This window comes from Streptomyces alfalfae, from assembly GCF_004127445.1.
In the GTDB taxonomy this organism is placed as follows: domain Bacteria; phylum Actinomycetota; class Actinomycetes; order Streptomycetales; family Streptomycetaceae; genus Streptomyces; species Streptomyces alfalfae.
In genome coordinates this window covers 76018-88489 of sequence record NZ_QEXM01000042.1, presented here as the reverse complement: position 1 = coordinate 88489, position 12472 = coordinate 76018, and the positions used below count along the sequence as shown (strand labels likewise).

Genomic DNA, 12472 nt, shown 5'->3' with positions numbered 1-12472 from the left:
GGCTCCAAGGGCGTGATGTTCGTCATTGGAAGCGGACCGCGTCATGCCCAATTGCGTTCCAGGATGCGGCATATGACGGTGGCCGATTGCCCCGCGCCATTCCACTCGGGGCCCCGCTACCGCTATGGTCCGTCGTCGGTGCTGCGTCGACCTGCGTCGCACCATGCCCTCGGGGGGAGGGAAGGAAACCAAGCGATGCCCGCACCCATACCGCGGCAGAGAGCGATCCCGGCCGCGGAAGGCGGTCAGGCGCACGCACCCCGCCAGGACGCCGGGGCGCTCGCCCTGAACCCGTCCGGCACGGCCGGTCAGACCGACGGCGGCCCCCACGGCTCACCGCTCACCCTGCTGGTGATCGAGGACGATCCCGGCGGCTCCCTGAGCGTGCCCGCGCTCCTCGACTCGGCGGGCAACCCCATCCGCGTACGCACCGCCCGCAACCTCACCGAGGCCGAGCGGCTGCTCACCGACGACGTGCACTGCATCCTGCTCGACCTCGCCCTGCCCGCGCCCGCCGTCGCTCCTGGCGGCCCCGGTGGCCCCGGCGGCTCCGGAGGCCCCGACGACCCCGAGGCGGACGACGAGCTCGTCGCGCTCCAGCACGTGCTGCGGCTCGCGCCCCGGCACGCGGTCCTCGCCCTCACCGCCAACGGCGACGCCGAGCGCGGCGCCGAGGCCGTGCGGGTCGGCGCCCAGGACTACCTCTTCCGCGACGAGCTGGACGGCCGGCTGCTCAGCCGCACCGTCCGGTACGCGGTGGAGCGCAAGCGCGCCGACGCCGCCCAGCGCCAGCTCACCGAGTCCCGGCTGCGCGCCCAGGAGAACGCCCGCCTGGAGCGGGGCCTCCTGCCGACGCCGCTCCTCGACGGCTCACCGCTGCGCTTCGCCGCCCACTACCGCCCCGGCCGCTCCCGCGCGCTGCTCGGCGGCGACTTCTACGACACCGTGCGCACCCCCGACGGCTCGGTGCACGTGATGATCGGTGACGTCTGCGGCCACGGCCCCGACGAGGCGGCGCTCGGCGTGGAGCTGCGGATAGCGTGGCGCGCCCTGACCTTCGCCGGGCTCTGCGGCGACGAGCTGCTGTCCACGCTGCAGAAGGTCCTGGAGCACGAGCGCGCCGACGACGAGATCTTCGCGACGCTCTGCACCGTCGACATCGCCCCCGACGGCCGCCGCGCCGGGCTCTGCCTCGCCGGACACCCGGCGCCGCTGATCGCCCGCGACGGCCGCCTCGCCGAGCTCCTTCCGTACGAGGACGGGGGCCCCGCCCTCGGTCTCCTGCCGCGCGCCCGCTGGCCTCGGCGGCAGGTGGAGCTGGGCGGGACGTGGAGCCTGATGCTCTACACGGACGGGCTGATAGAGGGCCGTATCGGCCAGGGCAACCAGCGCCTGGGCCAGGACGGCATGGTGGAGATGGTCCGCCGCCAGATCGCCGCCGGGCTGCGCGGCGAGGCGCTCCTGGAGGCCGCCGTGAACGAGGTCCGCGACCTCAACGGGGGCGACCTGACGGACGACGTCGCCGTGCTGCTCCTCGACCGGGCGACCGGCGGCCACGGTCGCTGAGGCGGCCGGGGTCAGCGACCGCCGTTGTACGGGCCGTACGGTCCGTCGCTGCTGGAGCCGCCGCGCCGGCCACCACGGCCGGTGATCTGCCGGAGCGCGGGCCGCACGTCCACCATGTACACGATCGTGGCGATCAGGCCGATGATGGGCAGGAACGACAGGATGTCGAAGATCAGGTTCACCACGAAGGCGAGCCCGAGGATGATCAGCCAGAACGGCTTGGTCTTCTTGTCGGCGGCCCGATAGGCGTCCTCGCGCCGGACGGCGGCGTCGACGAGCGCGAATCCGCTGAACACGATCAGGGCCAGCGAAAGCAGCCACATGAAGTTCGCGAACCCCTGCATCAGCACAACGTCCACCACCAGTCTCGGCGCATCGATTACGCGGCCACGGTACCCGCTACCCGGTCAACGGGCCGGGCACTCCACGAGTGCCCGGCCCAGCCGCCCGTTTCCGTTTCCGCTCCCGTCGGCTCGCGCTACTCGGCGGGCGGGGTGCTCTTCTTGTCGGCCGCCTTGTCGGCCGCGGACTTGGCGGTCGTCGACTTGGCCGCCGGGGGCTTGGCCGTGGCGGTCTTCTTCGCGGCGGGCTTCTTCGCCGTCGCGGTGACCGTGTTCCTGGGTCCGGCGGCGGGCGTCGCGCCCGTGGTCGCGGCGGTGGCCGCGGGCGCCGGCTCGGGGTCGGGCTCGACCGTCTCGGCCAGGTCGAGGATCTCCTCGGCCGCCTCGCCGCGCCAGGTCTTCACGGTCTGCTCGCCGTGCTCGGCCACCTCGTCGTACTTCTCGCGCGCCCTGACCGCGAGCTCGGCGGCCACGCCGACGCCGCGCAGCGCGAGGTCCTGCGCGGTCTCGCCGAGCTTCTTCAGGTCGGTGTCGATGCTGCCGAGCACCTCGGTGACCTTGGCCTGGATGGTCTCCTGCGCCTCCTTGGCGCGGGCGGCGGCCTTGTCCTGCACGGCCTTGGTGTCGGCGTTGCGGACCGCCTCGAAGCGGGACGGGGCCTCGGCGATGAGCTGCTCGACGATGGCGGGCACCTTCTTCGCCTGCTGGAAGGCGAGGTCCGCGGACCCGGCGACGAAGTAGGCGGGGGTGGTCGTGGTGAGGGTCTTGCGCAGGTCATCGGTGATGGCCATGACGATGGTCCTCCCGGATTCGCGTCAGCTGGTCCAGCCTGGTTCGGCTCGCCTCAGCCTGTGGGTTTCTGCTTCGGTCGGGCAGCACTGCCGTCGGCCGTACGGGCGCCTTCGACGGTCTCGGTGTCCACATCCGTGTCCGTGTCCGCGTGCGCATCCGCGTACGCGTCTGAATCCGCGTCCGCGTCCACGGGCGCGTCCGTGTACGCGGCCGTCTCGAAGCCGTTCTCCTTGCGGAACGACTCGTAGATCTGCAGCAGCACCTGCTTCTGGCGCTCGTTGATGGAGGGGTCGGCGAGGATGACGGCGCGCGTCTCCAGCTCGTCCCGCTCCTTCTCGTCGAGGATCCCCGCACGCACGTACAGCGTCTCGGCGGAGATCCGCAGGGCCTTGGCGACCTGCTGCAACACCTCGGCGCTCGGCTTGCGGAGGCCGCGCTCGATCTGGCTCAGATACGGATTGGACACCCCGGCGGCGTCGGCGAGCTGCCGCAACGACAGCTGCGCGGTGCGCCGCTGCTCGCGCAGGTACTCGCCGAGATTGCCGACGTTGAGTGATGCCATGCCTCGATGGTGCACCATCCCTGCTAACTCTTGCAAGCACCTGCTTGCAAAAGTGCGCTACACCACGTCAACTCCCGTGCGGCCGAGCACGACGCGCGACCGCGTCGACCGTCACGTCGACGATCGCCCGGAGTTCCTCCGGGCTCGCCCCTCCCCTGCCCATCACCGCGAGGGACTGGTTCACGGCCGCTACGTGCACGGCGAAGTCCTCGGCGTCCTCGTCGGACATTCCGCCGGCCTTCAGCGCGGCGCGCAGGCGCGGGCGTTGGAGGCCGAACAGCTCTTTGACGTGCTCCGCGACGCTCGGGCTCAGCGTCGGGCCCGCCATGACCGACTGGGCCATCAGGCACCCGTCGGGCACGGCGGGGTCGGCGATGCGCCCCAAAGTGACGTCGAAGAAGGCACGGACGGCGGCGACGGGGTCATCGGCCGCGCGCGAGAGGGCGGCGTCGAACTTGTCGCCGTAGCGCGCGGCATAGCGATCCAGGCAGCGAAGGAAGAGCCCGTCCTTGCCGCCGAGCGAGGAGTAGATCGAGCTGCGGTTCAGGCCGGTCGCGCGGGACAGGTCGTCGAGCGAGGTGCCGGCGTAGCCGGAGCGCCAGAACTGGATCATCGCGACGTCGAGCACCGTGTCCATGTCGAACTGCTTCTTGCCTGCCATGCGGCCCATCCTCCCATCTTGAACTGATCAGTTCAAGACGTGTTAGCGTCGCACCACGGTCCACCCGCCTCGATGGAGGATTGACATGACCAACCCCGTCCCCGCCCTGCCCCTGCACGACCTGGCCGGGTTCAGGCACCGCTGGGTCGACGCCGACGGCGTCCGCCTGCACGTCGTCGAAGGCGGCCGGGCGGACGGGCCGGCCGTCGTGCTGCTCACCGGGTTCCCGCAGACGTGGTGGGCCTGGCGGAAGGTCATGCCCGCTCTCGCCGAACGGTTCCGGGTCATGGCGATCGACATGCCGGGCCAGGGCAGTTCCGAGCGTCCGGAGCGCGGCTACGACACGCACACGGTCGCCGCGCACGTCCAGGCCGCCGTGAACGCCCTCGGCGTGCGGGACTACTGGCTCGCCGGGCACGACATCGGCGCCTGGGTCGCCTTCTCCCTCGCCCTGAACCACGAGAGCCGGTTGCACGGGGTCGCGCTGCTCGACGCCGGCATTCCCGGTGTCACCCTGCCGGATGCGATCCCCCTCGACCCGGCTCTGGCGTTCAAGACCTGGCACTTCGCGTTCCACGTGGTGCCCGGCCTTCCCGAGACGCTGATAGGCGGCCGGGAACGGGAGTACGTCAGCTGGTTCCTGAAGACCAAGTCCCTGGCGCCCGACGCGTTCGAGGACGCGGAGCTCACGCACTACGGCGCGGCCCTCGCCGCCGAGGGCGGCCTGCGCGCCGGCCTCGCCTACTACCGCGACGCCGCCGAGTCCACGCGCCGGAACCGCGCGGCACTCGAACGACGGCGCCTGGCCGTGCCCGTCCTCGGAATCTCCAGCAGCCACGGCTCGATCCCGGACATGGCGGCCTCCATCGGCCCGTGGGCCGAGAACGTGACCGGCGTCATCGTGCCCGACGCCGGCCACTACATCCCCGAGGAGCAGCCCGAGGCCGTCGCCACCGCCCTCACCGACTTCTTCGGCGGCCGTTAGCGCTCCGGCCGGGGCGAGCCCCGTGGCCGTGGGGGGCCAGGTCGAGAGGGCGGCGAACCCGCCGCCGACCACCGGGGGGTGGGACGGCGGACGGAGCTGGTGGAACCACGACCGCGATCCGGCCGTGTCAGCGGCCTTCCGGCCCGGTGGCCAGGTCGGGCCGACCTGGGCCGTGCGGCCGTGGCCGCGGGACGCGGGACGCGGGCGGCCGGGGAGCCTCGGTGACGACCTGGCTGGAGGCCGGCGAGCAGATGACCGCCCTCGCGGTCGGCGTCCGGGCCCTCCTCGCCGAAGGGCACCGGTGACGCCCTCATCCCGACGCCCCCATGGCCCCGACCGCCCCCAGCGCCACGTCCACCGTCCTGCGCAGCCCCGCCGCCTCCGCCCCCGCGCGTGAGCGCAGGTTCACCCCGTAGGCGAGGAGCGCGAGGGTCTCGGCGGCGGCGTCGACGTCCGCCCCCGGGGACAGGTCCCCCTGCGAACGCGCCGTCAGCAGTGCCGTGCACATCGCCCCCCGCAGCCGCTCGTGGTGGTCGTCGAGCAGGCCCCGCACCTCGGGGTCGTCCCGTTCGCCGCCCGCGTGGGCGTTGACGGCCATGCAGCCCCAGCCCGCGTAAGGGCCCGTGCAGCGCAGTTCGATGAGCCCGGCGAAGAACTCGCGGATCGCGGGGAGCCCCCGGCCGTCCTCGGCCACGAAGGCGAACGCCCGGTGGGAGTGGTCCCGCAGGTAGCGGCGCAGGGCGGCGAGGTACAGCTCCCGCTTGCCGCCGAAGGTGGCGTACAGGCTGGAGCGGTTGAGGCCCGTCGCCGTCGCCACGGCCTGGATGGACGTCGTGGCGGCGCCGTGCTCCCAGAAGAGCCGGACGACGCGGTCCAGCGCCTCGTCCGGGTCGAAGTGCTTGATGTCGGGCATGAGTTCGGGGCTCCCGCGTTCTTGGAACGTTGATTTCAAGATACCCCTTGACGGCCTCCCGGGACCTCACCATGCTGAAGATCCTGAAACGGGCGTTCCAAGTTCGGCGTGCACCCGGTGCGCGCCCCTTTCCCAGCGGGCGCCCACACACGGAAGGCCCACCGCCATGACGCTCAGGGACGAACTCCGAGACCTGTACGAGAACGGCCACCGCAAGCTGCCCGCCGACGTCCTGGAGGTCATGGACCGCGGCGCCGCCGAACTGCTCGCCACCCGCATCGCCGAGAACGCCCTCACCACCGGCGACCGGGCGCCCCGCTTCACCCTCCCCTCGGCCACCGGCGACGAGGTCTCCCTCGACGCCCTCCTGGCCGAAGGGCCCGTCGTCCTGACCTTCTACCGCGGCGCCTGGTGCCCCTACTGCAACCTCGCCCTGCGCGCCCTCCAGCAGCACCACGACGCCCTCACCGCCCGCGGCGCCCGCCTCGTGGCCGTCTCCCCGCAGATCCCCGACGAGAGCCTGACCCTCACCGAGAAGGAGCGGCTCGGCTTCGACGTCCTCAGCGACCTCGGCTCCGACGTCGCCAAGCAGTACGGGATCGCGTTCGACCTCTCCGATGAACTCGGCGCCCTCTACGACCGCCTCGGCTTCGAACTGCACCGCGTGAACGCCGGCCACGCCCGCACCCTGCCGCTGCCCGCCACCTACGTCATCGACCGTGCGGGCGTCATCCGCTGGGCGTTCGTCGACGCCGACTACTCCGTACGGGCCGAGCCCTCCGACATCCTGGCCGCACTCGACTCCCTCACGGGGCCCGAGCCGAAGAAGGACCGCCGGTAGTCGCCCGGCGCCACCCCGACCTGCTTGAGGAAGTGGTGGCGGAGGTTGTTGGCGGTGCCGAGGCCACTCAGCTCGCCCACCTTCTCGACCGGCAGGTCCGTCGACTCCAGGAGGCTCTGCGCGCGGGCGACACGCTGGTTGAGCAGCCATTGCAGCGGGGTGGTGCCCGTGGCCGCCTGAAGCCTGCGGTAGAAGGTGCGCGGGCTCATCGCCGCCCTGCGCGCCAGGTCGTCGACCGTCAGCGGGCGGTCCAGACGGCCGCGGGCCCACTCCAGTACGGGGCCGAGCCCCGCGTCGTCCGTCTCCGGCACCGCCAGGTCGATGAACTGGGCCTGGCCGCCGGTGCGGTGGGCGGGGACCACCATGCGCCGGGCCAGCTGGTTCGCCACGTGCGCGCCGAGGTCGCGGCGGACCAGATGCAGGCAGAGGTCCAGGCCCGCCGTCATGCCCGCGCTGGTCAGGACGGAGCCGTCGTCCACGTAGAGGACGGAGTCGTCGACCTCCACCTTCGGGTATCTGGCGGCCAGTTGGGCGGTGTGCATCCAGTGCGCGGTGGCCCTGCGGCCGTCCAGGAGGCCCGCCTCGGCGAGCGCGAAGGCGCCGGTGCAGAGGGAGACCATGCGGGCGCCCCGCGCGTGGGCCGCGCGCAGGGCCTCGGCCAGCCCGGCCGGCAGCGGCGCGCCCTCGTCGACGCAGGCGTCCGGCACCGAGGCCACCACGACGGTGCCGACGCCGGCCAGCCCTTCGAGGCCGTATGGGGTGCGCAGCGCCAGGCCGAAGTCGGCGTCGGCAGGGTCGGGTCGGCCGGTCGAGCAGAGCCGCAGGTCGTACCAGGGGTCGCAGAGGTCGGGCTGCGGCTTGCCGAACACCGTGATCGGGATGCTCAGTTCGTACAGGTCCCAGGACGGGAACCCGATCTCGTCGGCCACCACCACCGCCACGGAACCAGCGCTCATGCCGTGAGCGTACGAGGCCGTGGTCACCCGGCGCCCCGGTGGCAGGAATTTGGTGAGCACCGTCATCACTGTCACTGTTCGGCGTCGCCACGCCCTGCGAGCGTGATCCCCATGAACGCCGACAGCAACAGCCGTCCCGTGAACGCCGACAACAACAGCCCTGCGGCCACCCCCGCCCGCACCCCCGTCACCGTCATCGGCCTGGGCCTCATGGGTTCCGCCCTCGCCTCGGCCCTGCTCGACCGCGGGCACCCCGTCACCGTCTGGAACCGCTCGCCGGAGAAGGCGAAGCCGCTGGCCGACCGGGGCGCACGGGTGGCGGGGACCCCGGCGGACGCGGTCGCCGCGAGCGGGCTCGTCCTCGCCTGCGTACTCGACTACGACGCCCTGCACACCGTCCTCGACCCGCTCGCCGAAGCGGGCGCGCTCACCGGAAAGGCCCTGGTCAACCTCACGTCCGGCGCGCCCGAGCAGGCCGAGGCGATGGCGGCCTGGGCCGAGGAGCACGGCGCCGGCTACCTCGACGGCGGCATCATGACGACCCCGCCGGGCGTCGGGAACCCCGAGATGATGTTCCTCTACAGCGGCTCCGAGGACGTCTTCACGGCCCACCGCCCGGTCCTCGCGGCCCTCGGCGACCCGCTCCACCTGGGGTCCGCGCCCGGCCTCGCCTCGCTCTACGACTCCGCCCTGCTCGGCCTGATGTGGGCCGCCTTCACCGGCTGGCTGCACGGCACCGCCCTGGTGACCGCCGACGGGACGTCCGCCACGGACTTCACGCGGGTCGCGCTGCGCTGGCTGAACGGCGCCGTCTCCCTGTTCCTCACGACGTACGCGCCGCAGGTGGACGCCGGGCGCTATCCGGGGGACGACGCCACCGTCGACGTGCAGATCGCGGCGATCGGCCACCTCATCCACGCCGCAGAGGCGCGCGGCGTCGACAACGCCCTGCCGGAGCTGATCAGGTCGACGATGCGGCGCGCCGCCGACGCGGGCCACGGGTCCGACAGCTATGCCGGGGTGATCGAGGTGCTGCGCGGCCCGTCCGCCCGCTGACACGCCGGATCGGGGAATTCCACCCCGGGCCGGGGCGGAGACGTCCAGGATAATGAGGACTGTCCGACCGTCGCCGGCACCCGGGGGGAAGCCACCATGAACCGTCCGCTGCGGCACATAGCCGTCTTCTGCGGAATCCTCACGCTGGCCCTGCTGCTGCGGGCGACCTGGGTGCAGTTCGCGCGGAACGACGATCTGGCGAACCACGAGAAGAACCGCCGCGTGCAGATCGAGGCGTTCTCCCACCCGCGCGGCGACATCATCGTCGGCGGCAAGTCCATCACCGGTTCGAAGAAGACGTCCGGCACCGACTTCGCGTACAAGCGGACCTTCAAGGAGGGCCCGATGTACGCGCCGGTGACGGGCTACTTCTCGCAGGCCCAGGGCGCCACCCTCCTGGAGGGCGTCCACAACGGCATCCTCAGCGGCAACGACGACCGGCTCTTCATCAAGCGCACCCTGGACATGCTGACCGGCGAGAAGCAGCAGGGCGGCGACGTCGTCACCACCATCGACCCCAAGGCCCAGAAGGCCGCGTACGACGGGTTGGTGAAGCTGAACGCCAAGGGCGCCGTCGTCGCGCTCGACCCCCGCAGCGGCAAGGTGCTCGCCCTGGCCAGCACCCCTTCGTACGACCCCTCGGTCTTCGCGGGCATCTCGGCGGACGAGGGGCGCGAGTTCAAGCGGCTCGACCGGCGCAAGGACAAGCCGCTGAGCAACCGCGCGCTGCGCGAGATCTACCCGCCCGGCTCCACGTTCAAGATCCTCACCGCCGCCGCGGCCCTGGAGCACGGCGTCGTGACGGACATCGACGAGCCGACCGACGCCGAGACCCCGTACAAACTGCCCCTCAGCTCCACCCGCATCGGCAACGACGTGCCCGACTCCAACTGCGACAAGGTCTCGGTGAAGACCGGCATGCAGTGGTCCTGCAACAACGTCTTCCTCGACCTCGCGGACAAGGTCGGCAAGGACAAGATGCGCGAGACGGCGGAGCAGTTCGGCTTCAACGAACAGCAGTACGTCCCCGTACGCGCCGTCGCGAGCAGTTACCCGAAGGACCTCGACAAGCCGCAGACCGCGCTGACCGGCATGGGCCAGGGCAGCCTGACCAGCACTCCGCTCCAGATGGCGATGGTCACGGCGGGCCTCGCCAACGACGGCAAGGTCATGAAGCCCTACCTGGTCGAGGAGCTGCGCGGCCCCGACCTCTCCACGATCGAGAAGGCCGAGCCCGACCAGCTCAACCAGGCCGTCTCCGAGGACACCGCGGAGAAGGTGCAGGAGATGATGGAGAACACCGTCGAGAACGGCACCGCGAACAAGGCGAGGATCGACGGCGTCACGGTCGGCGGCAAGACCGGCACCGCGCAGCACGGCGCGGACGTCAACGACGAGCGGCCGTACGCCTGGTTCGTCTCCTACGCCAAGTCCCCCGGTGGCGACGGCGGGTCACCGGTCGCCGTCGCGGTCTTCGTCGACCCGTCCCAGATGGACATCCCCCGCTCGGAGATCGCGGGCGGCAAGCTGGGCGCGCCGATCGCCAAGGCGGTCATGGAGGCGGTCCTGGAGCGCTGAGCCGGGGGCGGCCTCACTCCTGCCAGGGGAGCGGCCTGCTGTGCAGGACGTCGAGGCGGGAGACGGCGCGCGTCAGCACGACGTACAGCCGGTGCGGCCCGCGCCGCTCGGCCTCCGCGATCTCGGCGGGTTCGACGGCGACGACGTGGTCGTACTCCAGGCCCTTGGCGAGCGAGGCGGGCAGGACGCTCACGCGCGCCTCCGGTTCGTCGGGGGTCGACGTCGCGATGCCGGCGGTGGTGAGGGCCGCGCGCAGCCGCTCGGCCGAGCGGTCGGCGGCGATGACCCCGATGGAGCCCTCCCGCCCCAGCGCCGCGCGCACCGCCTCGACCGCGGCGGGCACCACGTCCCGCACCTCGCGGACGGTCAGCTCCCCGTCGTCGCGCATCGAACGCGCGGGCGGCACGTCGACGTCCAGTTGCCCGAGCAGCCGGTTGGCGAGCCCGATGATCGCCCTCGGCACGCGGAAGCCGGTGGTCAGCGGGGTGACCTCGGCCTCCGGCTTCCCGAGGTGGCCGAGCAGCTCGGGCCAGCCGCGGGCCGCCCAGGGCGTCGTGGCCTGCGCCAGGTCGCCGAGCACCGTCAGCGAGCCGAAGTCCGCCCTGCGCGCGATGGCCCTGCACTCCATCGGCGAGAGGTCCTGCGCCTCGTCCACGACGATGTGCGCGTACCCCGCGGGCCGTTCGAGCAGCCCCTCGATCTCGTCCATCAGCACGAGGTCGGCGGCGGTCCACTTCGCCGACTTGTGCGAGCGCGGCGGGTGGGCCCAGCGGATCGCCCGCTGCTCGTCCGCGTCGAGGACTCCGTCAGCCGCCTCGGCCAGCGCCGCCGGGTCGGCGAGCAGCACCGCGAGGACCTCGTCTGCCCTGACCCTGGGCCAGCTCCCGTCGACGAACGCGCTGACGGCGCGGGCCCCGGAGATCTTCCGCAGCCAGGTGCCGTCGCGCGGCCCCGAACGCCGCTCGGCCTGCTCCCGCACGAGCCGCACGGCCCTGCTGCGCACCCGCTCACGCCCCGTGGCGTACGGCGGCTCCTCGTCCCGCACGGCCGCGACGATGCCCGCGAGGTCAGCGAGCGGCACCCGCCAGCGGTACGAGCCGTCGGGCACCGCGAGGTCGCCGGTGGGCGGCGCGACGCGGGCGTAGAGCGCGCGGCGCAGCACCTCGGCCATGCGGGCGTCGTGCTTGACTACCGCGGCGGCCTCGTCGTCACGGGCGCGCACGGGGTGCCGCCCGACCTCGTCCGCCACGGTGGACTGCCGCACGCCGCTCTCGCCGAGCGAGGGCAGCACCTCGGCGATGTAGCGCAGGAAGGTGCGGTTGGGCCCGAGGATGAGCATCCCGGAACGCCGTACGCGCTGGGGGTGCGTATAGAGCAGATACGCCGCCCTGTGCAGCCCGACGGCGGTCTTGCCGGTGCCGGGGGCGCCCTGGACGCAGAGGGAGGCGGCGAGTTCCCCGCGTACGAGGTCGTCCTGCTCGGGCTGGATGGTGGCGGCGATGTCCCGCATGGGGCCGACGCGGGGCCGCTCGATCTCACGGGCGACGATGCGGCTGCCCTGCGGGCGGGCGTGGGCCGCGACGCGTTCGCCTCGGCCTGCGCCGAGGGGTTCGTCCTCCATGCCGGTGAGGTCGGCGGAGTCGCCCTTGCTGCCGGGGGCCCAGCCGAACCGCCGCCGGACGGCGACGCCCTGCGGGTCGCGGGCGCCTGCCTGGTAGAACGCCCGCGAGACGGGCGCCCGCCAGTCGACCACCAGCGGGGGCGCGGCGGGGTCCTCGGTGATGCGCAGCCGACCGATGTAGTACCGCTGCCGCCGGTGCTCCCCGGCCCCCTCGTCCCCGAAGTCGAGCCGCCCGAAGAACAGCGGCGCCTCGGGAAGCTCCCGCAGGGCTTTGGCGTGACTGCGGAACCGGTACCCCAGCACTTCGGCGTCGGCGCCCGACGCGGACACGTCGGCGCCGGTGACGACGCGCTCCTGGGCACCGTCGACCATGCCGCGGAGGGCGGCGCGGCAGATGTCGTGGTAGCGGCGCTCCTCGGTGAGGGCGGTCGCGGAGGCCGGAGGGTGAGGGGGCGTCGTCGTCGCGGGGCGGGGGTGGGTCATGGGAGCGAGACTAACGCAACCCGGTAATATTTGTAACTAGGTAACGCTTCTACGCAGTGCCGTTACCGGATAACGTCTATATCCGTAACCGGGTCTCACCCGCCGCCTACACTCCCC

At 72.5% G+C, this 12472-nt stretch carries 13 protein-coding genes; 6 read left to right on the top strand and 7 right to left on the bottom strand.

The genetic code is table 11. The features are described from left to right. Positions 1 to 195: 195 nt before the first annotated feature. Positions 196 to 1566, top strand: coding sequence for a PP2C family protein-serine/threonine phosphatase (locus tag DCW30_RS22110; RefSeq protein ID WP_076685509.1), 1371 nt, complete (start codon positions 196 to 198; stop codon positions 1564 to 1566). Positions 1567 to 1577: 11 nt separating this feature from the next. On the opposite strand, the gene DCW30_RS22105 is transcribed toward DCW30_RS22110, so the two are convergent. The 4 genes from DCW30_RS22105 to DCW30_RS22090 form a co-directional block, all read right to left on the bottom strand. Continuing rightward, a complete protein-coding gene (locus tag DCW30_RS22105) occupies positions 1578 to 1910 on the bottom strand; it encodes a DUF2516 family protein (RefSeq protein WP_079107238.1) in 333 nt (110 codons plus the stop codon). A 134-nt stretch (positions 1911 to 2044) separates the two neighbouring features. Beyond that, the gene (locus DCW30_RS22100; protein ID WP_129299906.1) at positions 2045 to 2698 is read right to left on the bottom strand and encodes a hypothetical protein; all 654 of its coding nucleotides are present in this window, start codon (positions 2696 to 2698) and stop codon (positions 2045 to 2047) included. 53 nt (positions 2699 to 2751) lie between these two features. Next, a complete protein-coding gene (locus DCW30_RS22095) occupies positions 2752 to 3261 on the bottom strand; it encodes a helix-turn-helix domain-containing protein (protein WP_076685507.1) in 510 nt (169 codons plus the stop codon). Between the two features lie 67 nt (positions 3262 to 3328). After that, positions 3329 to 3922 carry a TetR/AcrR family transcriptional regulator gene (locus DCW30_RS22090; RefSeq protein WP_076685506.1) on the bottom strand — a complete coding sequence of 198 codons (594 nt, stop codon included), beginning with the start codon at positions 3920 to 3922 and terminating at the stop codon, positions 3329 to 3331. A gap of 85 nt (positions 3923 to 4007) precedes the next feature. Here DCW30_RS22090 and DCW30_RS22085 point away from each other — a divergent pair, with 85 nt between their 5' ends. Beyond that, complete coding sequence (locus DCW30_RS22085) at positions 4008 to 4907, top strand: alpha/beta fold hydrolase (protein WP_076685505.1); 900 nt, start codon at positions 4008 to 4010, stop codon at positions 4905 to 4907. Positions 4908 to 4929: 22 nt separating this feature from the next. Beyond that, the gene (locus DCW30_RS38265) at positions 4930 to 5304 is read left to right on the top strand and encodes a DUF6228 family protein (protein WP_418347135.1); all 375 of its coding nucleotides are present in this window, start codon (positions 4930 to 4932) and stop codon (positions 5302 to 5304) included. Here the strand turns inward: DCW30_RS38265 and DCW30_RS22075 are convergent. Then, positions 5218 to 5820: a TetR/AcrR family transcriptional regulator gene (locus DCW30_RS22075; protein ID WP_076685504.1), complete on the bottom strand. Its 603-nt coding sequence runs from the start codon at positions 5818 to 5820 to the stop codon at positions 5218 to 5220. The genes DCW30_RS38265 and DCW30_RS22075 overlap by 87 nt on opposite strands. A gap of 166 nt (positions 5821 to 5986) precedes the next feature. Here DCW30_RS22075 and DCW30_RS22070 point away from each other — a divergent pair, with 166 nt between their 5' ends. Next, on the top strand, positions 5987 to 6661 hold the full coding sequence (locus DCW30_RS22070; protein ID WP_076685503.1) for a peroxiredoxin-like family protein: 675 nt from the start codon (positions 5987 to 5989) through the stop codon (positions 6659 to 6661). Here the strand turns inward: DCW30_RS22070 and DCW30_RS22065 are convergent. Further along, complete coding sequence (locus DCW30_RS22065) at positions 6577 to 7596, bottom strand: helix-turn-helix domain-containing protein (RefSeq protein WP_418347332.1); 1020 nt, start codon at positions 7594 to 7596, stop codon at positions 6577 to 6579. The two genes, DCW30_RS22070 and DCW30_RS22065, sit on opposite strands and share 85 nt — an antisense overlap. Positions 7597 to 7728: 132 nt before the next feature. Between DCW30_RS22065 and DCW30_RS22060 the strand changes: the two genes are divergently transcribed. Then, positions 7729 to 8673: an NAD(P)-dependent oxidoreductase gene (locus tag DCW30_RS22060; protein WP_079250070.1), complete on the top strand. Its 945-nt coding sequence runs from the start codon at positions 7729 to 7731 to the stop codon at positions 8671 to 8673. A gap of 96 nt (positions 8674 to 8769) precedes the next feature. Next, entirely contained in the window at positions 8770 to 10251 is a 1482-nt protein-coding gene (locus DCW30_RS22055; protein WP_076685502.1) for a peptidoglycan D,D-transpeptidase FtsI family protein, read from the top strand. A 13-nt stretch (positions 10252 to 10264) separates the two neighbouring features. Here DCW30_RS22055 and DCW30_RS22050 read toward each other — a convergent pair whose 3' ends face one another. Then, the gene (locus DCW30_RS22050; RefSeq protein WP_076685501.1) at positions 10265 to 12355 is read right to left on the bottom strand and encodes a HelD family protein; all 2091 of its coding nucleotides are present in this window, start codon (positions 12353 to 12355) and stop codon (positions 10265 to 10267) included. Positions 12356 to 12472: the final 117 nt, after the last annotated feature.